Source organism: Klebsiella sp. X13, from assembly GCF_003323835.1.
Lineage (GTDB): Bacteria > Pseudomonadota > Gammaproteobacteria > Enterobacterales > Enterobacteriaceae > Klebsiella > Klebsiella ornithinolytica.
On record NZ_CP030874.1, the window covers coordinates 4,412,515 to 4,438,294 of the forward strand.

The 25,780-nt window shown below is 59.0% G+C and carries 21 protein-coding genes; 16 read left to right on the forward strand and 5 right to left on the reverse strand.

The window, feature by feature from the left end; genetic code table 11:
* Positions 1 to 31: 31 nt before the first annotated feature.
* Together fhuA and mrcB are read right to left on the reverse strand one after the other, a co-directional pair.
* Positions 32 to 2,245: a ferrichrome porin FhuA gene (fhuA, locus tag DSD31_RS21030; RefSeq protein ID WP_015585113.1), complete on the reverse strand. Its 2,214-nt coding sequence runs from the start codon at positions 2,243 to 2,245 to the stop codon at positions 32 to 34.
* Between the two features lie 229 nt (positions 2,246 to 2,474).
* The gene (gene mrcB / locus DSD31_RS21035) at positions 2,475 to 5,033 is read right to left on the reverse strand and encodes a bifunctional glycosyl transferase/transpeptidase (protein WP_113991293.1); all 2,559 of its coding nucleotides are present in this window, start codon (positions 5,031 to 5,033) and stop codon (positions 2,475 to 2,477) included.
* Positions 5,034 to 5,644: 611 nt separating this feature from the next.
* Between mrcB and gspS the strand changes: the two genes are divergently transcribed.
* Complete coding sequence (gspS, locus tag DSD31_RS21045; protein WP_032716589.1) at positions 5,645 to 6,019, forward strand: type II secretion system pilot lipoprotein GspS; 375 nt, start codon at positions 5,645 to 5,647, stop codon at positions 6,017 to 6,019.
* A gap of 40 nt (positions 6,020 to 6,059) precedes the next feature.
* Here gspS and gspB read toward each other — a convergent pair whose 3' ends face one another.
* Together gspB and pulA are read right to left on the reverse strand one after the other, a co-directional pair.
* Positions 6,060 to 6,602: a type II secretion system assembly factor GspB gene (gspB, locus tag DSD31_RS21050; protein WP_048024048.1), complete on the reverse strand. Its 543-nt coding sequence runs from the start codon at positions 6,600 to 6,602 to the stop codon at positions 6,060 to 6,062.
* An 88-nt stretch (positions 6,603 to 6,690) separates the two neighbouring features.
* Positions 6,691 to 9,972 carry a pullulanase-type alpha-1,6-glucosidase gene (pulA, locus tag DSD31_RS21055; protein WP_004858060.1) on the reverse strand — a complete coding sequence of 1,094 codons (3,282 nt, stop codon included), beginning with the start codon at positions 9,970 to 9,972 and terminating at the stop codon, positions 6,691 to 6,693.
* 290 nt (positions 9,973 to 10,262) lie between these two features.
* On the opposite strand from pulA, the gene gspC reads away from it, so the two are divergent.
* The 13 genes from gspC to DSD31_RS21120 are packed head-to-tail and all read left to right on the forward strand — an operon-like array spanning position 10,263 to position 21,932.
* A complete protein-coding gene (gspC, locus tag DSD31_RS21060; protein ID WP_004858058.1) occupies positions 10,263 to 11,123 on the forward strand; it encodes a type II secretion system protein GspC in 861 nt (286 codons plus the stop codon).
* Between the two features lie 42 nt (positions 11,124 to 11,165).
* Positions 11,166 to 13,106: a GspD family T2SS secretin variant PulD gene (pulD, locus tag DSD31_RS21065; RefSeq protein WP_049814748.1), complete on the forward strand. Its 1,941-nt coding sequence runs from the start codon at positions 11,166 to 11,168 to the stop codon at positions 13,104 to 13,106.
* Positions 13,103 to 14,596 carry a type II secretion system ATPase GspE gene (gene gspE / locus DSD31_RS21070; protein ID WP_064367980.1) on the forward strand — a complete coding sequence of 498 codons (1,494 nt, stop codon included), beginning with the start codon at positions 13,103 to 13,105 and terminating at the stop codon, positions 14,594 to 14,596. Before pulD ends, gspE begins: the two co-directional genes overlap by 4 nt.
* Position 14,597: 1 nt before the next feature.
* Positions 14,598 to 15,812 carry a type II secretion system inner membrane protein GspF gene (gene gspF, locus DSD31_RS21075; protein WP_113991294.1) on the forward strand — a complete coding sequence of 405 codons (1,215 nt, stop codon included), beginning with the start codon at positions 14,598 to 14,600 and terminating at the stop codon, positions 15,810 to 15,812.
* A 20-nt stretch (positions 15,813 to 15,832) separates the two neighbouring features.
* The gene (gene gspG / locus DSD31_RS21080) at positions 15,833 to 16,255 is read left to right on the forward strand and encodes a type II secretion system major pseudopilin GspG (protein WP_004858049.1); all 423 of its coding nucleotides are present in this window, start codon (positions 15,833 to 15,835) and stop codon (positions 16,253 to 16,255) included.
* A gap of 32 nt (positions 16,256 to 16,287) precedes the next feature.
* On the forward strand, positions 16,288 to 16,773 hold the full coding sequence (gene gspH, locus DSD31_RS21085) for a type II secretion system minor pseudopilin GspH (RefSeq protein ID WP_233471560.1): 486 nt from the start codon (positions 16,288 to 16,290) through the stop codon (positions 16,771 to 16,773).
* Positions 16,770 to 17,135 carry a type II secretion system minor pseudopilin GspI gene (gene gspI / locus DSD31_RS21090; RefSeq protein WP_004858044.1) on the forward strand — a complete coding sequence of 122 codons (366 nt, stop codon included), beginning with the start codon at positions 16,770 to 16,772 and terminating at the stop codon, positions 17,133 to 17,135. The genes gspH and gspI overlap by 4 nt, the downstream gene beginning before the upstream one ends.
* 11 nt (positions 17,136 to 17,146) lie before the next feature.
* Positions 17,147 to 17,731, forward strand: a complete 585-nt coding sequence (gspJ, locus tag DSD31_RS21095; protein ID WP_015585121.1) for a type II secretion system minor pseudopilin GspJ — start codon at positions 17,147 to 17,149, stop codon at positions 17,729 to 17,731.
* Entirely contained in the window at positions 17,728 to 18,714 is a 987-nt protein-coding gene (gene gspK / locus DSD31_RS21100; protein ID WP_015585122.1) for a type II secretion system minor pseudopilin GspK, read from the forward strand. The genes gspJ and gspK overlap by 4 nt, the downstream gene beginning before the upstream one ends.
* Complete coding sequence (gspL, locus tag DSD31_RS21105; protein ID WP_004858036.1) at positions 18,701 to 19,903, forward strand: type II secretion system protein GspL; 1,203 nt, start codon at positions 18,701 to 18,703, stop codon at positions 19,901 to 19,903. Before gspK ends, gspL begins: the two co-directional genes overlap by 14 nt.
* Positions 19,896 to 20,390 carry a type II secretion system protein GspM gene (gene gspM, locus DSD31_RS21110; RefSeq protein ID WP_044348321.1) on the forward strand — a complete coding sequence of 165 codons (495 nt, stop codon included), beginning with the start codon at positions 19,896 to 19,898 and terminating at the stop codon, positions 20,388 to 20,390. Before gspL ends, gspM begins: the two co-directional genes overlap by 8 nt.
* Positions 20,380 to 21,120, forward strand: coding sequence for a type II secretion system protein N (locus tag DSD31_RS21115; protein WP_032716580.1), 741 nt, complete (start codon positions 20,380 to 20,382; stop codon positions 21,118 to 21,120). Before gspM ends, DSD31_RS21115 begins: the two co-directional genes overlap by 11 nt.
* A gap of 14 nt (positions 21,121 to 21,134) precedes the next feature.
* Entirely contained in the window at positions 21,135 to 21,932 is a 798-nt protein-coding gene (locus tag DSD31_RS21120; RefSeq protein WP_004858028.1) for a prepilin peptidase, read from the forward strand.
* Positions 21,933 to 21,952: 20 nt separating this feature from the next.
* Here DSD31_RS21120 and hrpB read toward each other — a convergent pair whose 3' ends face one another.
* A complete protein-coding gene (gene hrpB / locus DSD31_RS21125; protein WP_113991295.1) occupies positions 21,953 to 24,382 on the reverse strand; it encodes an ATP-dependent helicase HrpB in 2,430 nt (809 codons plus the stop codon).
* 72 nt (positions 24,383 to 24,454) lie between these two features.
* Here hrpB and thpR point away from each other — a divergent pair, with 72 nt between their 5' ends.
* Both thpR and sfsA read left to right on the forward strand, forming a co-directional pair.
* Complete coding sequence (gene thpR / locus DSD31_RS21130; protein WP_004858022.1) at positions 24,455 to 24,991, forward strand: RNA 2',3'-cyclic phosphodiesterase; 537 nt, start codon at positions 24,455 to 24,457, stop codon at positions 24,989 to 24,991.
* On the forward strand, positions 24,991 to 25,707 hold the full coding sequence (sfsA, locus tag DSD31_RS21135) for a DNA/RNA nuclease SfsA (protein WP_113991296.1): 717 nt from the start codon (positions 24,991 to 24,993) through the stop codon (positions 25,705 to 25,707). Before thpR ends, sfsA begins: the two co-directional genes overlap by 1 nt.
* Positions 25,708 to 25,780 lie beyond the last annotated feature (73 nt).

Sequence of the window (25,780 nt, forward strand, 5' to 3'; positions counted from 1 at the left end):
AACGGCGCGGCGAACCGCGCCCGGTAAGTGATTAGAAGCGGAAGGTTCCGGTCGCAATAACCTGACGTCCTGCGCCCCAGTAGCACGCGTATTCGCTGTAGCAGCTGGATACGTACTCACGATCGAACAGGTTGTTCACGTTGATCCCCACAGACGATCCTGGCAGACCAAAACGCGCCAGATCGTATTTCACCGTGGCATCCATCAATGCATAGCCGGCCACGTTGAAGGAGTCGTTTTTCTTCCCGGTGTCGGTATCATTTTTGTAGTAGCTCACCGTCGAGCCGATATAACGCGCCCCGGCCCCGACCGTCAGACCGCTCAGCGCGCTCTCGTGGAAGGTATAATCCGCCCACAGCGACGCCATGTTGCGCGGAACTTCCGCCGGACGTTTGCCTTTGAATACGGTGTCTTCGGTGTACTCCGCATCGGTATAGCTATAGGCCGCCGTCAGGTTGATATTGGCATTGACCGCTGCTTTTGCTTCCAGCTCAAAGCCGCGTGAGCGAATTTCACCTGTTTGAATGCTATAAATTCCGTACGGATCGTTGGGATCCGCGGTCAGGTTTTTGTCTTTGGTCAGCTGATAGACTGCCGCGGTCACCACCACCGGCATATCTTTCGGGACGTATTTCACGCCCGCTTCATACTGCTCGCCGCGAGAAGGATCGAACGGCTTGCCTTCGCGGGAAGAGCCGGAAACCGGTTCGAAGGACTGGCTATAGCTGAAGTACGGAGAGATGCCGTTATCGAACAGATAGTTAATACCACCACGCCAGGTAAACTGCTGATCGTGGTTTTCCGCGAGATCGTTAGAAGAGCGCGTCAGGGTCGAAGCCATGGCGTAATCATAGCGGCCGCCCAGCGTCATTACCCATTTGTCCCACTCCATCTGGTCCTGAGCATACAGGCCGGTCTGCTCCATGCGGTTCAGCACCGCGTAGGGGAAGTTCACGTTGACGTTCGCATTACCGTATTGCGGATTGTTCATGCTGATTGAATCGGCAGAACCGTATTCCGCATTCACATCGTTACGCATGCGCGAATAATCAACGCCGGTCAGCAACGTATGGTTAACCGCGCCGGTGGCAAAATCAGACTGCAGCTGCGTATCAACGGTGAACGTATTGAGATGTTCATCAGAACGCACATAGGCGCGGTTGATTTGGCCCGGAGCCGAATAGCCGTTACCGTAAACGGAGCGATACAGCGTCTTCACGTCGGTATAGCGCAGGTTCTGACGCACCGTGAAGGTGTCATCGAACTGATGCGAGAAGCTGTAGCCGACCATCTGCTGACGGCGGGACATCTTGTTATCCGGCTCGCCTTCGTTGTAATCAGTCGGCAGCTTATGGGCATTGCCGTTGGCATCGTAATACGGCACCACGGTCCCTTCGCGAGGCAGCCAGCCGTAGTAACCGGCATACGGATCGTTCTGGAAGTTGCTCAGGAAAGTGAAGTCGGTTTTATCATCCGGACGCCAGCTGAAGGAGGGCGCGACCGCGTAGCGAGTCGATTTCGCCATCTGCTGCTGCGCATCCTGACTGCGGCCTAAACCGGTCAGTCGATACGACCATACGCCGTTATCATCGATGGCATCACTGAAGTCAAAACCGGTCTGCCACAGATTATCGGTACCCATTTTGAACTGAATTTCTTTCAGCGGTTCGGTCGTCGGACGCTTGCTCACCATACTGACGATGCCGCCAGGGTTGCTGTTGCCGTACAGCACCGATGTTGGCCCACGCATCACTTCCACACGTTCAAGGAAGTAAGGGTCCATCGACACTTCTGAATAGTTATTCCCCTGCAGCTTCATGCCGTCCAGATACTGGTTGGTATTGACCGTTGTGGAGGTCGTGAAGCCGCGAATGGTCACCACATCATAGGTGGTAGAGCTGCCGCGGGTGGAGAAGACGCTCGGCGTATAGGACAGCGCCTCTTTCACCGTCGTCGGCTGCTTCATGTCCATCTCGGCACGGGTGACGACGGAGACAGACTGCGGTGTTTTTTCAATCGGGGTATCGGTTTTGGTCGCAGTTGCCGAATGTTTCGCCGCGATCGTGGGCGACGGGCCCCAGGCACTCTCTTGCGCGGCAGGTGCCGCGATAACGGTGATGGTTTCTTCTTGTTTCGGTTCAACTGCTGCCTGCGCATAGACAGACATGCCGCTAACCGCCGTGGCTACTACGACTGCGATTTTACGCAGCGAGTGATTTGGCTGAGCAGTTTTTGGACGCGCCATGGGTATATCTCTGATGAAAGTGAATGATAACGTAAACGAGAATTATTATTATGACCGTTGACATAATAGGCGAAACGCAGAATACAAGGCAAGTGGTATGCCCCGCGCTGAAGACTGAAGGATGAAATAATAACCAGGCAGTTATTGTGGGGTTAAGTGACTGTTAAGTAATGTGCAGAAATAAAAAAGCCCTCTGATACATCTGTATCAGAGGGCCTGGTGACGACGATCAGTTACCGCCGAACATATCCTTAATCCAGCCTGCTACGCCATCGCTCTTTTCCTGCTTCGCGGGCTGTTGCTGTTGCTGTTGCTGCTGTTGTTGCGCCGGCTGCTGCTGTCCGGACTGATTGAACGGATTGTTCTGCTGCTGCTGCTCCAGCTGCTGCTGTTGCATCTGCTCGCCCTGGCGACACAGCGCATCCGGCGTGGTTGTCCAGACCGGAAGCGAACGCATCCCCCCGCTACACACGAAGTTGCCATTGCTGTCCACGCCCATATCCACCACGTCTTCCGGTGCCGTCAACACCAGCGGCGTCGGCGTCTGGTTAGCCAGATAGCGCTGGTAAATAGACATGGCGCCGCTGGCACCATAGAGTTTCGTCGGCTGGTTGTTATCGCGACCCACCCAGGTAATGGTCACCTGACCGCCGTCAATACCGGCAAACCAGGTATCGACGTTATTGTTGGTGGTCCCGGTTTTCCCTGCCAGATGCAGGCCCGGATACTTCGCGCCAAGCTGACGGCCGGTACCGCGCTGCACAACCTGCTGCATGGTCCACAGCGTCATGTACGCCGCCTGCGCCGGCACCGCACGCTCTGCCTGCGGATAGCTCTGATACAGCACGGTACCATCTTCGGCGATGACCGAACGCAGCGCCGAAAGCGTCGCGCGGTTACCGCCGCTGGCGATGGTCTGGAACGCCTGCGCGACTTCGATCGGCGTCAGGTTCAACGCCCCGAGAATCATCGCCGGTACCGGGTGCAGCTGATCTTTCGGCACGCCCAGTTTGACCCAGGTGTCGGTTATCGCCGGCAGGCCCAGCGCCATCCCGAGGTTAACGGTCGGCACGTTCATCGAGCGCGTCAACGCATCCACCAGCATCACCTGACCACTAAAGCGACGATCGTCGTTCTGCGGGGACCAGGTCTGACCGTTTGGCAGACGGATGGAGATCGGTGCATCGGCAATCGAGGTGTTCAGGCGATACTGGTTCGGCAAGCTCAGCGCCGTCAGATAGGTCGCTGGCTTCGCCAGAGAACCGATTGAACGGCGGGCCTGCATCGCGCGGTTGTAACCGGCAAACTGCGGTTCCGCACCGCCGACCATCGCCCGCACTTCGCCCGTAAAGCGGTCAACGACCACCATCGCGGTTTCCAGATCCGGCAGCTTACGCTGTTTCTTCAAGGCCGGAATGCCGTCGGTCGCCGCTTTTTCTGCCGCATCCTGCGCAACGGAGTCAAAGGTAGTAAAGATCTTCACGCCGGAGAGATCTTTCACCTTATCGCCCAGTTTCGCCTGCAGCTCCTGACGAACCATCTGCATAAATGCCGGCTGTGGAGAGATCACGCCGCCGCGCGGCTGCACGCCCAGCGGACGCGCGCTCAGCATGTCATACAGCTCCTGATCGATCACGTTCTGCTGCTGCAGCAGACGCAGCACCAGGTTGCGTCGTTCCAGCGCCAGCTTCGGATTACGCCACGGGTTGTAAATCGATGCCCCTTTCACCATCCCGACCAGCAGCGCCTGCTGGTCGAGGCTGAGTTCTTCGACCGGGCGGCCAAAGTAATAGAGGCTCGCCAGCGGGAAGCCGCGAATTTCGTTGTCGCCGCTCTGACCGAGGTATACCTCGTTCATATACAGCTCAAGGATACGATCCTTGCTGTAACGCGCATCAACGATCAGCGCCATATAGGCTTCGTTCGCTTTACGCCAGTAAGAACGCTCGCTGGAAAGGAACAGGTTTTTCACCAGCTGCTGGGTCAGCGTACTGGCCCCTTGCACCGTGCGCCCGGCCGTCAGGTTCGCCAGCACCGCACGACCAATCGAGTACAGGCTGATCCCGTCGTGTTCATAGAAGTGACGGTCTTCGGTCGCCAGCAGCGTATCCACCAGCAGGTCCGGGAAACCGCTGCGCTTGACAAACAGACGCTGTTCGCCATTTGCCGACTGCAGCATCGTGATCAGCCGCGGATCGAGACGGAAGAAGCCGAACTGGCGGTTGTTCTCCATATTCTCAATCGTTTCCAGATGATCGCCGTCAAAGGTCAGACGTGCACGCACCTGCCCTTCTTTACTATCAGGGAAATCAAACGGACGACGGATCATCTCAATGCTGTTGGCCTGCACGGTGTACTCGCCCGGACGCGTCATCGCGCTGACCTGGCGGTACTGCGTGGCATTCAGCAGACGCACCATCTCATTTTTGCTGATCTGCATATCCGGTTCGAGGTTAACCATCCGGCCATAGACCGCCGCCGGAAGCTCCCAGACTTTGCCGTCGATACGGCTACGGATTTTCTGATCGAGATAGACACCGTAAGCGGCAACCAGCACCGCGACCACGATCCCTAGCTTGAACAGTAGCCATAGCCAGGTACGTTTACGGCGAGGCTTGTTACCTTTGCCTTTTGCTTTCTTCGGCATCGGCTCTTGATCCTCATAATCATCATCGTCGTAATCATCGTCGTAGTCCTCATCCCGGACCCGACGACGAGTCACTTTTTGTTTTGCCGGACGCGAGGGCTTTCCCTTACGTCCGATAGGCTCGCGGTCATCTCCCGCCATGCTTTTTCTCCGCAACTTTCAGGCGTAAAAGCCTGATTCTCAATACTTCCTCTTGAAAGAGGAAGAAGATATCTCTCAAATTCACGCCCGGAGGTCTCAACCCGCAGGCCACGACCTCGGTATCACAGCACTTCGCGTCTCAGGGCGCGGTCATGATGTATGTTTATGTACTCCTGGAGAATTCATAATATAAATCATCATGTTATACGCATCGCCTGACGAGAATTTTGGGACATAGCACAAATAGTCCAGGTGACACAGGATAGCACTAAACCGGGACAGGCTTAACCAGCATTTTACTCCCTCACGACGTAACAAAAGCGAAAATATTATGTTTTTTAATAACATAAAAAATATTCTCCGCCGTTCATCGTCTCAGCGGTCTGTCTGAGGACCTCTGCCACGATAAAAAACAAAAACCTCAGCGCGGATTGAATATTATATTCTGAGTGTGACAAGAAATATTCTGGCAAGAAGTAAAGAGAAACATTAAGCCATTTGACGATAAAAACGGGAGCGCCTTAACAAATATCTATAATAATATTTCCTGATGACAGCATGAAAATATTTGTTAAACTGTCCTTCAGTTAACCCGATCCCTTTAATATATTATGCGAACTTCCGTTATATTTCCGCTGCTCATGATTGCCGTTCTCGCGGGTTGCCAGCAGAACCGTTCGTCTACGCTCAGCCCCGCCATCAGCAACGAAGCGCAGCTGGAACAGCTCTCTTCCGTGGCCGCCGGCGCGCGTTATCTGAAAAATAAATGCAGCCGTAGCGATCTTCCTTCCGATGACGCTATCGACCGCGCGGCATGGAATGTTGGCAAAAAGAGAGGATGGAGTAATATTGATTACGCCACGCTCAACCAGCGCAGCACGCAAATGTATCAGCAACTGCAGCAGGACAGTACGCCGGAAACCACCAAATGCAGCCAGTTTAATCGCCAGCTGGCGCCCTTTATTGATAGCTTACGCAGTCAATAAAATGACGAAATAGCTCTGCTGTTTATTATTTCGCACCGCTTTATTCCCCTTGAGGGCTATCTTCAATAATGCCTCCCGGCCAGTCGTCGAGAGCCGCAAGGGTAAATGTCTTACCGTTAAAACTGAATAGCGTGACATCCTGCTGAATTTGCTCAATCACCAGATTCGGCAGCGGCGACTCCCCCTCTTTCCAGGACTGACCATTTAACACGATGCTGCGTTTCTCCGCCGAGGACGCGTAGACATGCGCGCTATAGCGCAGCGCCGGCAGATTATCGTCATCGACGATAGCCTCGGGTTTCGCTTTCTCAGGTTCCGGGGCGGCGACCGGCTTAACCTTTTTTTGCGCCGAGGAAGCCATTGGCACCAGTGCCGCATGCGCCGCCGGCACAACCAATGCTGATGTTACAGGGGGATTGCGCCACTGCTCGCCCGCAAACCAGCCGAGGGCAATCAGCAGCGCGGCATAGAGTGGCACAATCGGATACGGCACCTGCACCATGCGTCCAACCACCACCGGCGGTTCGCCCTCATGCGCAATTGACGCGGGCAAACGGCACGCTTTGTCATCAGAAACGATCACGCTCTCTCCTTTCCCCATAAAACAATAGCCCGGCAATGTCTGCCGGGCTATCAGGCTCCCTTCGCAGGGAGCGGCAAAAGCCCCGGCGTTACTTACTGCTCACCGGCAGCCCCGTCCCCTGGGCATCGCCCTGAGGTTTTTCCAGTACCGCCACGGACCAGGCTGGCAGGGTAATCGCGCCATTGGCCGCAATCTCCACGCCGCTCGCCAGCGATCCGTCACCGGCAGCCTGCTGGATGGTGCTCAGCTGCAGATTGTCGCCGATGAAATCATTGAGGGTCCGGCTCTCGGATGCGGCGTTGATCGCCACCACCAGCCCATCAACCCGGCTATCGAGACTCGCCCCTGCCTGCACGCCATCATCGATGGTCATGATCAGCAGACCGGCCTGCTGATCTGGCCCGGTATTACGGAAATCCACGCGCTTCATCACCGCGCTGCCGTCGCCTAAGGTGAACAGCGGGGAGGATTTACGCAGCCCGGTCAGCTCCTGGTAGAATGCGGTCATCTGCTTCAGCTCCGCTTCGCCAGGCGTGGCAACCATCTCTTTAACGCGAGAAATCACCTCATAGTTGCTGCCGTCATCGCTGATGCGCGGCATCCCGACATTAAAGTTATTGTCCTGCATGGCATAGTCCACGCGGTTAAACCAGTCGCCGGAGTCGTAGGAGTCGCGGGTAAAGGATTTCGAGCGCAGCAGTTCAGAACCCTGCTGGTCGAAAGCAATCCCCTGCCCCAGCATCACCGTCGCCAGCGACACCGCCTGCATCCGCACGCGCGTATTCAGGTCAGCCTGCTGCGCGGCTTTGTAGGTAATCATGTCCCACAGCGTCTGGTTGTCGTGCTTCGAAACATAGTTGACGACTTCCGTCGGGTCAGCGGCATAGCCGCCAGGTGCGCCGTTATAGTCAATTTCGCTGCCTTTCTTCACCGCGCCGTCTTTATCGATCAGGATAAAATCGGCAAGGTTACCGGCCATCCCCAGACGAGTCAGGTCGGCCAGGTGATGAACCTGGTCATCGTTCAGACGGGTCAGCTCGTTGGGCAACACGCCCGCGCCGCTGCCAACCCCCTGGTTTTCACGCAGCGCATCGCCGGAATCGAACGGGCCGCCGCCGCGGACGGCGTCGCGCAGACGATCGGAGAACGTACCGATGCCGGTGCCTTTCAGGTTGATCTGCGAGGCAATTTCAAAGCGATCGCTCTGGTTAGAGTCCCAGCCTTCGCCGAAGAAGTAGATATCCGGGTTCAGGGCCTTAATGCGATCCCACGCCGAAAGAATTTGCGCTTTCGGGTGATAGCCCATCAGGTCGAAGCGGAAACCATCGATTTTATAATCCGTGGTCCACACCGCCAGCGAATCGGCAATAAGCTTCGCAAACATCCGATGCTCAGGCGCTGAATCCGAACAACAGGTGGCTGACTCAACGCTGCCGGTGCTTTCATTCAGACGCTGATAGTACCAGGGCACTATTTTATCCAGCACCGACGTACGGTCAGTTGGTCCGGCGGCATTAGTATGGTTGTACACGACATCCATAATGACGTTCATGCCCAGATCCTGCTTGATCGTCTGAATCATGGTGCGAAACTCTTTGATGCGCGTCGTCCCTTCCGGATTGGTCGCGTACGAACCTTCCGGCACCGTATAGTGGAACGGATCGTAACCCCAGTTATAGGAGTCGGTCTGCGCCACCAGGGTGTTCAGCGCCTGAACCTGCGGATTGTCCTGGCTATCGCCCTGCTTCAGCTGATTGAGCACCTCTTCAACGGTGGAGCCGCTGGAGCAATACCCGGCAAATTCGCTGCTCTTCACCGCGCTGTTAACGTCGCACAGGTGGCTGAACGACTGCTGGATATCAGCGACTTTATCGCTGAACTCGTTGACCGTTGCCAGATCGAAGACCGGCAGCAGCTCAACGTGCGTGACGCCTGAAGCGGAGAGCTTCTTCAGATGCTGCACCATATTGCTGTCGCCGGCGGTCAGCGCAAGGTATTTACCGCGCAGTTCGGCCGGAACGGTCTGATCCCAGGCGGAGAGATCGCGAATGTGCGATTCATGAATCGTCATTTTCGCCAGATCGGCTTTGGTTTTCTGAGCATGCGGCATTGTCAGACTATCCCAGCCTTCTGGCTTAAGATCGCTGTCGTTGAGGTCAACGACCTGACTGTATTCCGAGTTAGTGGATAAGCTATGGGAGTACGGGTCAGTCACTTCATACTGTTCAACCTGGCGCGACTGCGGATGGTAAACCGTCAGCGCGTAGCGATAGAACGCCCCTTTCAGGTCGCTACCGCCCTGCCATGTCCAGGAACCCGATGCGCTGTCACGGGTCATCGGATGGCTGGCCACCACTTTTTTATCCGCGCTGTAGAGCACCAGATCGACCTGCTGCGCGGTGGGCGCCCACAGACGGAAATTGACCCCGCCGTCGCTCATCTGAGCCCCGTAATTCAGCGCTTCCGCCGCCGGCGCATAGGTATCATCCAGTACGCCCGCCGTCTGTACCTGGGTGGCGGAAATCAGGATCCCGTCCTCTGCGGCGGCAATGGCTACCGTTTCTCCCTGCAGCAACTCATCCGTTTTGGCATCATCCGGCAGTTTAAACGCCGCATAGCCTGAAAGCTGCGGGAAACGCATGCTGACCTGCTGGCTGATGGTGGTTGGCGTCAGCTTCAGGTAACGGTCGGTAAATTTTCCTTCGCTATCGGCCGCCACTTTGCTGCTGTGGCTGTAGTACAACCGGACGATTGGCTTGTCTTCGCCAGCCGGCCACAGCAGCGTCGTTTTATCAACCCAGTGCGCTTCGGCAAGCGCCACGCCGAAAGCGGCGCGGAAGGCGTCAGCGCGAGAGTCATAGATCGCGCTGTTACCCGCGATCACCGATACCGTGCGATCGGTGAAGTCGCCAAAGGACACGCGCAGGTCGCTGTCGATCAACTTGTTGGTGCCATCTCTGACGATGACGTTGATACAACCGCTCTCTTTATTCAGTGGAATGACCCAGTACGGGCCGTATTTATCGCTACCGGCCGGCGTCGTGCTGACGTCATTCCAGTCGGCTACCGGCGCGCTTAAAGCATCGCAGGTTTCATTATTCCAGAGATACAGGTTCTTACTGCTGTAATCCGCCGGGCTGGTACCGGTGATCCCGGCAATATCGACCAGATGGATGACGGCCTGATTCGCCGTCGCCATCACGGCCTCACCAGGAACCGCCACATCGGGTAAACGAACAACGACATCCTGGTTATCAGGATTGCCAGGGTTATCAGGTGAACCAGAGGAAGAAGATGAAGAACTATTATCGCAGCCGCTAAGTAAAATCAACGAGCCAAGGAATAGGGCATTACAGGTATATCTGAGCATTCGATAGTCCCTAATATGCTTAATAATTTATGAAAGGTAAGAAAAGATGTTTATCTGTAAAGCGTCGCAATTAGATATTTTTGTTTTCTCCGGTTCAATCATCCATTAACAATTAATGGGGGGGCGTAGGTGGCCGGGGGAGTAAAAATAAAAAGGGAATGACGACCCGGATCGCGAAACTCATTATGATTCGCGACGACAAATCCGGTTTCTCGCAATAAAAGCTCGCAATATAAAAAAACCACCCACCAATATAGGTAGGGGTACTGTATCGCCTCGAGGGAAATAAAATGAGCAACGGAATAAAAAGATATATTTCTGTGATGCAGTTAACACTAATAAATAAAAAATACATGCATTACGCACCGCATATTGCCATGCTCGTCACCTTATTACTGATTGGCCAACAGCTGGCAAAATTAAGCTGGCGAATGATACTCCCTGCTTCCTCTCCAGGTATTGAGATGAATGACGCGCCGGAGATCGCCGCGCTCATCCCGGCACCAAAAGCTGAATTACCGGTATTCACACTGTTCGGTCGCGCAGAAAAAAAACCGCCGTCATCAGCACATGACGGCAGCCTCGAACAGGCCCCGATCTCTTCCCTTAAGCTGCGGATTACCGGCCTGCTCGCCAGCAGCGACGCGGCCCGCTCGATTGTCATCATGGCAAAAGGAAATCAACAGGTTAGTCTGATGACCGGCGACAGTACACCGGGTAATGAAGCCCGGATTATCGCCATTCTGCGCGATCGCATTATTGTCAGCTACCGGGGCAGAAATGAAGCAATTTTACTCGCTGATGACCCCACGGCGAAAACCGCTGGCGCCCCTGGCACCGCGCTTAATTCATCACTCAGCCAGATTCGCCAGCAGCCGCAAAATATTCTTAATTACCTCAATATTTCCCCGGTCATGGTCAATCAACAGCTCAGCGGATATCGGCTTAATCCCGGCAAAGACCCCACGCTTTTCCGTGAATCTGGTTTACATGAAAACGATCTGGCGGTCGCTTTAAACGGACTTGATCTTCGCGATCGGCAACAGGCTCAGCAGGCATTAAAACAGCTCCCGGAGCTCAGTGAAATAACCCTAACCGTCGAACGCGAAGGCCAGCGACAAGATATCTATTTAGCATTGAGGGATGAATAATTGGCAAAGACAACGATTTTCCGCCTGATTTTCACCACTCTGATGATATTCAGCTCGCTGTTATTCAGGCCGCTGCACGCGGAAGAATTCTCCGCCAGCTTTAAGGGAACCGACATTCAGGAATTTATTAATACCGTGAGTAAAAACCTGAATAAAACGGTCATCATTGACCCCAGCGTACGCGGCACCATTACCGTCCGTAGTTACGATATGCTCAACGAAGAGCAATATTATCAGTTTTTCCTCAGCGTACTGGATGTCTATGGTTTTGCCGTTATCAATATGAATAACGGCGTGCTCAAAGTGGTACGTTCGAAAGATGCCAAAACCGCCGCGGTCCCGGTCGCCAGCGATGCCGCCCCCGGCGAAGGGGATGAAGTCGTGACCCGCGTGGTTCCGCTGACCAACGTGGCCGCCCGCGATCTGGCGCCGCTGCTGCGCCAGCTCAACGATAACGCCGGGGCGGGCAGCGTGGTGCACTACGAACCCTCTAACGTCCTGCTGATGACCGGGCGCGCGGCGGTGATCAAACGTCTGCTGACCATTGTCGAACGCGTCGATAACGCGGGCGATCGCAGCGTAGTCACGGTTCCGCTCTCCTGGGCCTCCGCCGCCGACGTCGTCAAACTGGTCACCGAGTTAAACAAAGACACCAGTAAATCTGCGCTTCCCGGTTCGATGGTCGCGAACGTGGTCGCCGACGAGCGTACCAATTCGGTACTGGTGAGCGGCGAGCCGAATTCACGGCAGCGAATTATCACCATGATTAAACAGCTCGACCGCCAACAGGCGGTACAGGGCAACACCAAAGTTATCTACCTCAAGTACGCCAAAGCCGCCGATCTGGTGGAGGTGTTAACCGGCATCAGCAGCACCCTGCAGAGCGACAAGCAGAACGCGAAACCGGTGGCCGCGCTGGATAAAAATATCATTATCAAGGCCCACGGCCAGACCAACGCCCTGATTGTCACCGCCGCGCCGGACGTGATGAACGATCTTGAGCGAGTGATCGCCCAGCTGGATATACGCCGTCCGCAGGTGCTGGTGGAAGCAATCATTGCCGAAGTTCAGGACGCCGACGGCCTCAACCTCGGCGTCCAGTGGGCCAACAAAAATGCCGGGATGACCCAGTTCAACAACAGCGGTCTGCCGATGTCGACGGTGATTGCCGGCGCCAATCAATACAACAAAGACGGCACGGTCACCACTTCGCTTGCCAGCGCGTTAAGCTCGTTTAACGGCATCGCCGCCGGGTTTTACCAGGGCAACTGGGCGATGCTGCTGACCGCGCTCTCCAGCAGCAGCAAAAACGATATTCTCGCCACCCCCAGCATTGTCACTCTCGACAACATGGAAGCCACCTTTAACGTCGGCCAGGAAGTCCCGGTGCTCAGCGGTTCGCAAACCACCTCCGGGGATAACATCTTCAACACCGTTGAACGTAAAACCGTCGGTATCAAGCTCAAGGTCAAACCGCAGATCAACGAAGGCGATTCGGTGCTGCTGGAGATCGAACAGGAGGTCTCCAGCGTCGCCGACTCCGCCTCCAGCACCAGCGCTGATTTAGGGGCCACCTTCAACACCCGCACGGTGAATAATGCGGTGCTGGTGGGCAGCGGCGAAACGGTGGTGGTCGGTGGACTGCTGGACAAAAGCGTCACCGATACCGCGGATAAAGTGCCTCTGCTCGGGGATATTCCGGTTATCGGCGCCCTTTTCCGCTCCAGCAGTAAGAAAGTCTCCAAACGGAACCTGATGCTGTTTATCCGCCCGACCATCATCCGCGATCGCGATAGCTACCGTCAGGCCTCTTCGGGCCAGTACAACGCTTTTAACGAAGCCCAGACTAAACAGCGCGGCAAAGAGAACAACGAGGCGTTGCTGAGTGACGATCGGCTGCATATCTACCCGCAGCAGGACACCGTGGCTTTTCGCCAGATAAGCGCCGCCATCGATGCCTTCAACCTCGGAGGCAAACTATGACGCCAGCAACCGAGGCTCGCCCGCTGCTGCCCTTTGTCTACGCCCGCGCCCACAATATCGTGCTGCTCAGCGATGGCGCGACGTCTCTGGTCCGCTGCCTGCGCAGCACGTCCGCTCAGGCGTTGCTGGAGGCGCGGCGGGTCGCGGATGGTCCGATCGCCGTTGAACATCTCTCCGCTGAAGAGTTTGAAAAGCTGTTACTGCTGAGCTACCAACGGGACTCCGCAGAAGCCCGGCGCATGATGGCCGATATCGGTAACGAGCTGGATTTATACACCCTGGCCGAAGAGCTGCCGGACACCGACGACCTGCTGGACAGCGAGGACGATGCGCCAATCATTCGCCTGATTAACGCCATGCTCACCGAGGCCATCAAAGAAAAAGCCTCTGATATTCATATCGAAACCTACGAACGCCATCTGCAAATTCGCTTTCGGGTGGATGGCGTCCTGCGCGAAATCCTGCGCCCACAGCGCCGTCTCGCCGCCCTGCTGATCTCACGCATTAAGGTCATGGCAAGCCTCGACATCGCGGAGAAACGCATTCCGCAGGACGGGCGCATGGCGCTGCGCATTGGCGGGCGCGCCGTCGATGTTCGCGTCTCAACGCTGCCTTCCAGCTACGGCGAACGCGTGGTGTTGCGTCTGCTGGACAAAAACAGCGTCAACCTCGATCTGCTCACTCTGGGGATGCCGCCCGCGCTGTTGCAGCAGGTCGACGATCTGATGGCTCGTCCGCACGGCATTATTCTGGTTACCGGCCCCACCGGGTCGGGAAAAAGTACCACCCTGTACGCCGCCCTCAGCCGGCTCGACGCCCGGGAGCGCAATATCATGACCATTGAGGACCCGGTCGAATATGAGCTGGAGGGTATCGGCCAGACCCAGGTCAACGCCAAAGTGGAGATGACCTTTGCCCGCGGGCTGCGTGCGATTTTGCGCCAGGATCCGGACGTGGTGCTGGTGGGGGAAATTCGCGATGGCGAGACGGCGCAGATCGCCGTGCAGGCCTCGCTGACCGGACATCTGGTGCTCTCCACGCTCCATACCAACAGCGCGCTGGGGGCCATTTCACGCCTGCAGGATATGGGCGTCGAGCCGTTTTTGCTCTCCACTTCGCTGCTGGCCGTCATGTCACAGCGTCTGGTGCGCCGCCTTTGCCCGCACTGCCGCCAGTCGCAGCCGGCCGATGCGCACACCGCCGGCCAAATGGCCATCGCCCGCGGAACGCCGCTGTGGCGGGCGGTCGGCTGCGCAGAGTGTAGTTTTACCGGTTATCGCGGACGCACCGGGATCCATGAACTGCTGCGGATTGACGATCGGGTGCGCATGGCCATCCACCGGGGAGAAAATGAATTAACGCTGATTCAGCAGCTGGGGTCGGACTACACCACTCTACGGGATGCCGGGCGGGAAAAGGTGCTGGCCGGAATCACCAGTTGGCAAGAGGTGGTCAGAGTGACCGAACAGCGCGCGGGAGAAGCAGACTAAAATGGCTATCTTCCGTTATCAGGCGCTCGATGAGCACGGTAAAACCCAGCGCGGCGTGCAGCAGGCCGATTCCGCCCGTCACGCCCGCCAGCTGCTGCGGGAAAAAGGCTGGCTGCTCCTGGAGATTCACGCCGTTGCGCAGGCCACGCCGGGCTCCCCTCGATCGCTGCTGACGCGGCGCACCAGTGCCAGCGATCTGGCCTTGCTGACCCGCCAGCTGGCCACGCTGGTGGCGGCCGCCATCCCGCTAGAGAAAGCGCTGGATGCCGTGGCGCAGCAGTGCGAAAAAGCCCATCTCAAGACCCTGATGGCGGGCGTGCGTGGCAAGGTGCTTGAAGGCCATTCGCTGGCGGAATCCATGCGCGGTTATCCGGGCTGTTTCGACCAGCTGTACTGCGCCATGGTGGCCGCCGGGGAAACCTCCGGCCATCTTGACGGCGTCCTGAACCGGCTGGCGGACTATACCGAACAGCGCCAGCAGCTGCGCGCCCGTCTGCTGCAGGCGATGATCTACCCTATCGTCCTGACGCTGGTCGCTATCAGCGTGATCGCCATTTTGCTCTCCACGGTGGTGCCCAAAGTCGTCGACCAGTTTGTCCATATGAAACAGGCGCTGCCGTTCTCCACCCGCCTGTTGATGGCCCTCAGCGATCTCGTCCGTACCGCCGGCCCCTGGCTGTTGCTGACGCTGATCGGCGGAGGCCTGCTGCTGCACTACGCCCTACGTCAGCCCGCGCGGCGCCTGCTGTGGCACAAACAGCTGCTGCGCCTGCCGCTGATCGGTCGGGTCGCCCGCAGCATCAACAGCGCCCGCTATGCCCGAACCTTAAGCATTCTGAACGCCAGCGCCGTTCCGCTGCTGCTGTCGATGCGCATCAGCGCGGAAGTGCTGAGCAACGCGTGGGCACGCCGCCAGCTGGAGGCGGCCACGGAGGCGGTACGCGAAGGCATTAGTCTGCATCGCGCCCTGGAAATGACCGCCCTCTTCCCGCCGATGATGCGCTACATGGTGGCCAGCGGCGAACAGAGCGGAGAACTCAACGGCATGCTCGAACGTGCCGCCGACAACCAGGACCGCGAACTGAGCGCGCAAATTCAGATGGCGCTCAGCCTGTTTGAACCTCTGCTGGTGGTGGCGATGGCTGGAATGGTGCTGTTTATCGTTCTGGCGATCCTGCAACCGATCCTGCAACTCAACACCCTTATGAGTATGTAATTGTCTTAATGGAGAAAAATATGCAACGGCAGCGCGGCTTCACGTTACTGGAAATTATGGTGGTGATTGTCATCCTCGGCATTCTCGCCAGCCTGGTGGTGCCCAACTTAATGGGCAACAAAGAAAAAGCGGATCGCCAGAAGGTGGTCAGCGATCTGGTGGCGCTGGAGGGGGCGCTGGATATGTACAAACTGGACAACAGTCGTTACCCCAATAGCGAACAGGGTCTGCAGGCGCTGGTCAGCCGACCGACCGCCGAGCCGCAGGCGCGTAACTACCCGGAGGGCGGCTATATCCGCCGTCTGCCTCAGGATCCGTGGGGCAACGACTATCAGCTGCTCAGCCCCGGACAGCATGGTCAGATCGACGTGTTTAGCGTTGGCCCTGACGGAATGCCGGATACCAACGACGATATTGGCAACTGGAATATCGGGAAAAAATAGTGCGACAGCGCGGCTTCACGTTACTGGAAATGATGCTCATTTTGCTGTTGATGGGCGTCAGCGCGGGCATGGTGATGCTGGCGTTTCCGACATCGCGCGAGGATGACGCGGCACAAACTCTTGCGCGCTTTCAGACGCAGCTGCGCTTTATCCGCGAACGCGGGCTACAGACCGGCCAGTTCTTTGGCATCTCGATTCACCCCGATCGCTGGCAGTTTATGCTGCTGCAACCGCGCGATGACGCTGAGGCGAATCCCGGCACGGAGGAGAGCTGGTACGGTTATCGCTGGCTGCCGTTACCGCCGGGTCGCGTCGCCACCACAGGCGAGGTCGCATCGGGAAAACTGACCCTGAGCTTCCCGCATGATGCCCAATGGACCCCGGGGGAACAGCCCGATGTTCTGCTGTTTCCCGGCGGCGAGGTCACGCCGTTTCAGCTGCAGATCGGCAGCGCCGAAGGGATCGCCGTCGATGCCCGCGGCACAATCCGCTCAGCCCGACAGGATGATGGACGATGAAAGCACAATCCGGAATGACGCTCATCGAAGTCATGGTCGCCCTGGTGGTCTTTGCTCTGGCCGGGCTCTCCGTCATGCAGGCGACTCTCCAGCAGACCCGCCATATGGGGCGGATGGAGGAGAAAACCCTCGCTGGCTGGCTCGCCGATAACCAGCTGGTACAGCTGAAGCTGGAAAATCGCTGGCCGGCGCTGAGCAGCTCGGAAACCACGGTACAGGCGGCGGGAAGCCGCTGGTATATCCGCTGGCAAGGCGTGGAAACGGAAATCCCGCAGCTGCGGGCGCTGGATGTCGAGGTCCGTCACGATAAGCGTGATAAGACGCCGATCGCGTCCCTGCGCACCTACGTGACTCAGCCATGACCAGAGGCAAGATGCACGGCTTCACCCTCGTGGAAATGCTGCTGGCGCTGGCTATTCTGGCGGCGCTGAGCATCGCCGCGATGGCGGTTCTGCAAAACGTCCTCCGCGCGGATAGCCTGACCCGGGAAAAAACGCTGCACGTTGAGGCGCTGCAACGCACCTTCAGCCAGATGGCCGCCGACTTCAATCAGATTATCCCGCGCCGCAGTCGCGAGAGCGCCAGCCTCTTTTTTGCCGGACGTTTTCAGCTCCACAGCGATGACTGGGCGCTAGCCTTCAGCCGCAACGGCTGGCCGAATCCATTGGGGATGCTGCCGCGCTCCGAGATCCAGAACGTCAGCTACCGCCTGCGCCAGCAGCAGCTGGAGCGGCTGAGTTATGATCAGCAGGACCCGCTCACCGGCGTCGAACCGACGGTGGACGTCCTGCAAGAGGGCATCCAGGCCTTCCGTCTGCGCTTCTATGCCAATGGCCGCTGGCAGGAGCGCTGGGACAGCACACAAAGCCTGCCCCAGGGGCTCGAAGTCACCCTGACGCTGGACGGCTACGGGGATATCACGCGCCTGTTTCTGATAACGCCCGGAGTCAGCCAATGAACCAGCGACAGCGCGGCGTTGCGCTCCTGATGGTGCTGCTGATCCTGGCCCTGATGATGGTGCTGGCAAGCGCGATGACCGAGCGCACGGCGCGCCTCTATCAGCAAACCGCCACCACCCTCGATAACCTGCAGGCAAAATGGTATGCGCTAGGGGCGGAAACCATGGCCGCCGCGCTGCTCCAGCGCGATGCGCTGGACTCTCCGAACCAAACTCATCTGGCGCAAAACTGGGCGCAGGAGGGGCGCCGCTTCACGGTCAACGACGGCGAGATTAACGCGACCATCACCGATGGCCAGGCCTGCTTTAACCTCAATGCGATCAACCGCGGCAGCGGCGAAGAGAGCGAAGAGATCCCCTGGCCGGCGCGCGCCTTTACCCGCCTGCTGGAAAACCTCGGCACAGAGCCGCTACGGGCGCTCCAGCTCACCGCCGCGCTACGCGACTGGATCGATGGCGACCGGGCGCCGCGCCTCAACGGCGGCGAAGATGAGGTATACATGGCGCGCTCGCCGGGATACCTCACCGCGAATCAGAAGATCCAGGACGTCAGCGAACTGCGGCTGATTGCCGGAATGGACGCCGCGCTGTATCTACGCCTGCTGCCCTTTGTTTGCGCCCTGCCGGACGACGCCCTGCAGCTCAACGTGAATACGCTCAGGCCAGACCAGGCCCCGCTGCTGATGGCGCTCTTTCCCGCCGGCGTCAATCTCCAGCAGGCGCGCCAGCTGCTGCAGGATCGCCCGCGCAGCGGCTGGAACAGCGTTGCCGCTTTCCTGGCTCTGCCGGCTTTACAGCAAAGCGATACCGCCGCCGCCCGCCCGTGGCTGACGGTTCACAGCGAGCGGTTTGTGGCCGCCTTCACCGTGGTCATGGGCAGCACGCGTTATCAGCAGCGGAGTGTCCTGCAAAAAGAGGGGCGGACTTTCCGTATTATCCAGCGGCGTTATGGACTCTATAGGGTGGCCGATGAATCACGATAAAACAGCGCAGCGGGAGATGCTCATTGTGCGTCTTGCTGCCCCCGAGCGCCCCATCGCCTGGCGACTGACCTGCCCGGGTGACCCGCAACGGGAAGCCTGCGGCGAGTGGTCCGCCACCGGCGCTGACTCCACGCTCCCCGATCTGGCGCAACGCTATCCCGCCTGGGTACTGGTCCCGGCCAGCGACTGCGCCTTCCACCACGTCACGCTCCCGGCGGGCCTGCGCAAAGCGCCGCAACAGGTGGTGCCGTTTTTACTGGAAGAGCAGTTGGCCACCGACGTCGACGAGACCCACTTCGCCCTGCTCCACCGTCAGCGCGAGCACTGTGCCGTCGCGGCAATAGCACGGCAGAAGATGGCCGCCTGGCTCACCCGCTGCGACGAGCCAGGGCTCAATATTCTTGCGCTGACGCCGGATGTATTGACGCTGCCCTGCCACCCCGATCGCTGGAGCGCGGTACAGGCCGATGACCAATGGCTGATTCGCCAGGACGCCTGGCGCGGGATGGCGGTAGAAACCCCGTGGCTTGCGGAATTACTCGCGGCCTGGGAAACGCTGCCGCCGATCGATTGCTATTCCCCGCCGCCTGCCACCTCCGTCCCCTGGCGCGCGCTCGCGCCGCAGGATGTGCTCGCCCTGGCGGCGGCGAACCCGGCGGCCCGGCGGATCTGTTTACGTCAGGGGGCCTTTGCGCCAAAGCGTCGCTGGCAGCCGGCCGGCCGGCGCTGGCGCCCGACGCTCGCCGCGGCGGCAGCGCTGGCGCTGCTATGGAGCACCAATACCGTGCTTGACCACCTTGCCCTGAGCCGCCAGGCGGATGCGGCCCGGGAGGCCAGCCAGGCGTTTTATCGCCACTGGTTCAAAAACGATAAAAACGTTATCAACCCGCGGCTGCAGATGCAGCAGCACCTGCGCCAGCTGGAGGCAACAACCGCCACCTCACCGCTGGTCGCCCATATTCGCACCTTGCAAAATATGGTCTCCGATACCCCGGGGATTCAGCTGCGGGCGTTGACCTGGGATGCTGCCCGCAATGCGCTTCAGCTCGATATTTCGGCGGTTTCTTCACGGGCGCTGGAGCAGTTCACCGCCCGCGCGCAGGCCGGTTTTCGCGTGCGTACAGGAGAAATGAAGCCCCGCCCCGACGGAATTGAAGGGCGTCTGACGCTGGAGGGCAACGATGGCTAACTGGCTTATGTTATGGCAACAGCGCACCCGTCGGGAACAGCGTCTGTTAATCGGCATGGGGCTGCTGCTGGCGGTGGGCATCATCTGGTACGCGCTCTGGCAGCCGTGGCTCAGTCGGGAAGCCCGCTGGCAACAAATGCTGGTCAGAGAGCAGGCAACCCTGCGCTGGATGCAGCAGCAAACGCCCCGGCTCCAGCAGCTAGCCCGCCACACGCCGGGGGCCGCGACCGCGACGAAGGAGGATCTCTCCGCGGTCATCATGCGTGAAGCCACCCGCCAGGAGCTGGCGATTGTCCGGCTACAGCCGCAGGGCACCCGAATAAACGTGACGTTGCCGGCCTGCACTTTTCAGGCGCTGATGACCTGGCTGGACGCCCTCGCCCGCCAGGGGATCCTCGCCTCTTCTCTGGCCGTCAGCGCTCAACCGACGCAACCCGGTTGGGTGACGGTGACAACCCTGGTGCTGGAGCGTCCGCATGCCCCGTAAAGTCGCGTTCGGCCTGCTGATCGCGGGGATCTATCTGTTCTGGCTGCTGTTGACCGCGCCGGCCCGTCTGCTGACTTTCGCCCTGCCGGACGGCGTCAGGGTCGGTGAGCTCACCGGAACCGTATGGCAAGGTGAGGCCCGACAGTTAGCCTGGCGCGGCGTCCGCCTTGACCACCTTCGCTGGACGCTGACCTTCTCGTCCGGCCTTCCCGGCTGGCGGGTCACGCTTGACGACCCCGACGGCTTACGCGGACACGTCTCGCTACAGGGCATGACCACGCTCCGCTTGCAGAACGGCCTTTTTACCATCCCCGCTAACCTTGCTAGGCGCTGGCTGACGCCGGCGCTGCCAGCCGAAGCCCGCGGCCAGATCACCCTGAATCTGTCGGAAGGTCGCTTTAACCAAACCGGCTGCCAGCAGGTGTCCGGCGGTCGCGTGCAGTGGCGGGAAGCGCAGCTAAGTTCTCCGGCCGGTTCCCTTGAGCTGGCCGACGTAAGCGGCAAATTTAGCTGCACGCCGGCAGGGGCGCTGGCGCTCACCCTCAGCCAGGACTCTCATCAGCTCAGCCTCACCGGCGAAGGCACCTTGAGCCCCGATGGTCGCTACGCCTTTCGCGGCAAGCTCCAGACACGTCAATCAACCCCAGCCCTCCTCACCCTGCTTGTTGCCCAACATCAGCGCCAGGATGAACAGGGACGCATTCCCTGGCAGCTGCAGGGAAAATGGTAATCACAGGAGACATCATGACGCTACTGAGCGCATTTTCGTTGCAGTTCCCCCTGTTATGGGGCGGATTGTTGTTTATTTTCGGCCTGACGTTTGGCAGCTTTTTTAACGTGGTTATCTACCGTTTGCCGCTGATGATGCAGCAGGAAGAGTCCGCACGATTCAACCTGTGCGTTCCCGCCTCCTTCTGCCCCCAGTGCCAGCGGCCCATCATCTGGCGGGATAATATTCCGCTGCTCAGCTATCTCTCACTCAAAGGGCGCGCCCGCTGCTGCCAGGCGCCCATTTCTCAGCGCTATCCGCTGACGGAGCTGGCCAGCGGACTGCTCTTTGTGCTGACCGGCTATCTGCTGACGCCGGGATTACCGCTGCTGGGGGGCCTGATCCTGCTCTCCACGCTGCTGGTACTGGCGATCATCGACGGCCAGACTCAGCTCCTGCCGGATCGGCTGACTCTGCCGCTGCTGTGGGCCGGTCTGCTGTTTAATCTCAACGGCACGTTTGTCCCGCTCAGCGAAGCGGTGATCGGCGCCATGACGGGCTATTTATCACTGTGGACGGTTTACTGGCTGTTTCGCCTGCTGACCGGCAAAGAGGCGCTAGGATACGGCGATTTTAAGCTGCTGGCGGCACTCGGCGCATGGTCCGGCTGGCAGATCCTGCCGCAGACGCTGCTGTGCGCCTCGGCCAGCGGCCTGATCTGGACCTTGCTGCAACGGCGGATCACGCTCCAGTCGCTGGATCAGCCGCTGGCCTTCGGCCCCTGGCTGGCGCTGGCGGGCAGCGGCCTGTTTCTGTGGACTCAGACGCTGTAACCGCGGCTCGATAAGCCCGGCTACGAATACTTTTTGGTGCGCCGCGTCGGCGCGGTATTGGCCGGGTCGTCCGGCCAGACATGTTTGGGATAACGCCCCTTCATCTCTTTTTGCACCTCGCGATAGGTCCCCTGCCAGAAAGCGCTGAGGTCACGGGTAATCTGCAGCGGACGCTGCGCAGGCGACAGCAGCTCAAGCACCAGCGCGATCCGCCCCTGAGCTATCGTCGGCGTGGTGGCTTCGCCAAACATCTCCTGCATACGTACCGCCAGCGCGGGCGGATTGTCGGCATGGTAGCGGATCGCTATCCGGCTTCCGGTCGGCACCGTGTAATGGGTTGGCAGTTCGCTGTCCAGCTTCTGGCGCAATGACCACGGCAACCCGTTTTGTAGCGCCTGGCGCACATCCAACGCTTTCAGCGCGCGCAGCGAGTGCACTCCGCTCATCTGCGGTAGCAGCCAGGCTTCAAGCGAGTCCAGCAGCGAAGCGTCGTCGACGGCCGGCCACGCCTCTTCTGGCAGCCATTGTGCCGCGCAGAGCAGGCGCAGACGCAGCTGTTCGGCTTCCGGCGTCCAGTTAAGCACGCCGAGGCCCTTATCGCGGATGCCGTTGAGCATCGCCTGATGCAGCTCCTCTTCCGAGGGTTTCGCCAGCGGCTGGGTTTTTAACACCAGTTGACCGATGCAGGTGCGTCGCCAGGCCTTCAGCGTCCCCTGCGTTTCATCCCATTCGACGGTATCGGAACGCTGCGCCAACCCGGGGCACTGCGCCAGCAGCGCATTGACATCCAGCGGCAGCGCCAGCAGAATCCGCGCGTCCGGCGAGGTGCTTCCCTGCAGGAGCAGAGGCGCAATCAGCCATTCGTGGCGCCCGAGCGCATCATCGGCGTCCAGCATCGCCCCCATCCCGTTGGCGAGCTGATAGCGCCCTTCCTGACCGCGGCGACGGGCAATCCGGTCGACAAATGCCGGTGCCAGCAGCGGCGCCAGGCGTTGCGCATCAGGCTGACCATCGCGGCTGCCCAGTCGCTTCAGAAGCTGTTGCGCCCGCTGCTGCCAGTTCGGCTGCTGGCGAGCAAACGCCGCGCCGAGATCGCTGTTTCCGCCGCGCGGAGGCTCTTCGAGGATCGCCGCCAGTTTCGCCGCAGTCGCCGCATCATCCGCATCAACTGCCGCTGTCAACATGGCCGCGAGCCGCGGGTCATTACCCAGGGTGGCCATTTTGCGCCCGCGCGCCGATAACCTGTCGCCCTCCAGCGCCGATAGCGCCGTCAGCAAACGTCGGGCCGCGGCCAGGTTTGCTTCCGGCGGCAAATCGAGCCAGTTCAGCTGCGCCGGATCGTGGCATCCCCACAGGAAGAGCTCCAGCAGCAGCGCCGAGAGATCGCTGTGCAGTATCTCAGGATCGCTCTGTACCGCCGCGCGTTCCGCCTGCTCTTTGCCGATCAAATGCAAACAAATCCCCGGCTCCAGACGGCCGGCGCGACCGGCGCGTTGGGTCATTGACGCCTGGCTGATGCGTTGCGTCACCAGTCGGGTTAAACCGGTACGGGCGTCAAAGCGAGCGACGCGCTCCTGGGCGCTATCGACCACCAGCCGGATACCTTCGATGGTTAAGCTGGTCTCGGCGATATTGGTTGCCAGCACCACTTTGCGCTGACCTTCGGCGGCCGGGAGAATCGCTTTACGCTGCTCGCTTAGCGGCAGCGCCCCGTACAGCGGGCAAAGCACCACATCGTCGGCCACCCGCTCAGCCAGCTGCGCCTGGACCCGCTGAATTTCCCCCACGCCCGGGAGGAACAGCAGCATCGAGCCGCGCTCCTGGCGCAGCAGCTCCGCAGCGACGATAGCGACCGCTTCATCGAAACGCTGATGAGCGGCAAGCGCCTGAAAACGTTTTTCCACCGGGAACGCACGCCCTTCAGAGGAGAGGGTCGGAGCCGAGGGCAGCAGCCGCTGCAGACGATCGTTATCCAGCGTCGCTGACATAATCAGCAGTTTAAGATCATCGCGTAGCCCCTGCTGGACATCCAGCAGCAGCGCCAGCGCCAGATCCGCCTGCAGACTGCGCTCGTGGAACTCATCGAGGATCACCAGTCCGACGCCGCTCAGTTCGGGATCGTGCTGGATCATCCGCGTCAGAATGCCTTCAGTCACCACCTCCAGCCGCGTATTCGCTCCGACGCAGGTTTCCGCGCGCATCCGGTAGCCGACGGTCGCCCCCGGTTTCTCACCCAGCAGCTCCGCCAGACGTTGTGCCACGTTGCGGGCGGCTAATCGCCGCGGCTCCAGCAGGATAATGCGCCCGTCGATATGGCCATCGGCGAGTATTTGCAGCGGCAGCCAGGTCGATTTCCCGGCGCCGGTTGGCGCAGTGAGCAATACCTGCGGCGCCTGCTGGAGTGCAGAAAGAAGTTCAGGGAGGATGGCGGCAACCGGCAATTGGGACACGAATGGCTCCGGAGGTTAACATTTGAGGGCAAGCATTGTAGCATCCTGATAATTCATTACCGAGTCTCTATCATGTCCGAGCCGAAAAGGCTGTTTTTCGCCCTTGAGCTGCCTGCTGAAGCCCAGCGGCAAATCGTTCACTGGCGCGCGGCGAACTTTGCGGAAGATGCCGGACGGCCGGTGGCCGCAGATAACCTGCACCTGACGCTGGCCTTTCTTGGCGAAGTCAGCGCGGACAAGCAGCGTGCGCTGGCGGCGCTGGCCGGACGCATCCGCCAGCCCGGATTTACGCTCACCCTCGACGATGCCGGCCAGTGGCTGCGTTCCCGCGTGGTGTGGCTCGGCACCCGCCGGCCTCCGCGCGGCCTGCTACAGCTGGCCAGCATGCTGCGCGCCCAGGCGGCACGCAGCGGTTGCTATCAAAGCCCGCAGCCGTTTCATCCGCATATCACCCTGCTGCGCGAGGCCCGCCACGCGGTGCCCATTCCGCCCCCGGGCTTCAGCTGGACTTTTGCCGTCAGTGAGTTTGTGCTTTATGAATCCCGTTTTTCCCGCGGACGCACCCGCTATACCGCGCTGGAACGTTATCCCTTCAACAAGGAAAGCTGATGCTGTTCAATCCACCTTTACAATCCGCCATCCTGATTAAGCGTTACAAACGGTTTTTGGCGGATGTGGTCACCCCCGACGGTCGGGAACTTACGCTACACTGCCCGAATACCGGCGCGATGACCGGCTGCGCGACACCCGGCGACACCGTCTGGTACTCCACGTCGGATAACCCGAAACGCAAATACGCCCATACCTGGGAATTAACGCAAACCCAACGGGGCGCGATAATTTGTGTTAATACTTTACGCGCGAATATACTGGCAAAAGAGGCGATACTGGCGGGGAACATTGTCGAACTTCCTGGCTATAACACGCTGAAAAGTGAAGTAAAATACGGCGAGGAAAAGAGTCGTATCGATATTATGTTACAGGCAGAAGAGCGACAAAACTGCTATATTGAAGTGAAATCGGTTACGTTGGCGGAAAATGACAGCGGTTATTTCCCCGATGCTGTTACCGAGCGCGGTCAAAAGCACCTTCGGGAGCTGATGAGCGTGGCGGCGGCAGGTGACCGGGCCGTAATCTTGTTCGCCGTGCTCCATTCGGCGATTGACCGTTTCTCACCCGCGCATCATATTGATGCCAGATACGCACAGCTGTTGATTGAGGCGCAAACCAAGGGGGTAGAAATTCTCGTTTATAAAGCGGAACTTTCTACCGAAATGATGACTCTGAATAAGCCGATTACCGCGGTGTTAACCCCCGGTAAATAAACGGCTAAATTGTGTCCGGGTCGCGAGCGCAAATACGCTTTTCTTCACAGGGTTGTCAAGTGTAACGTTTAGA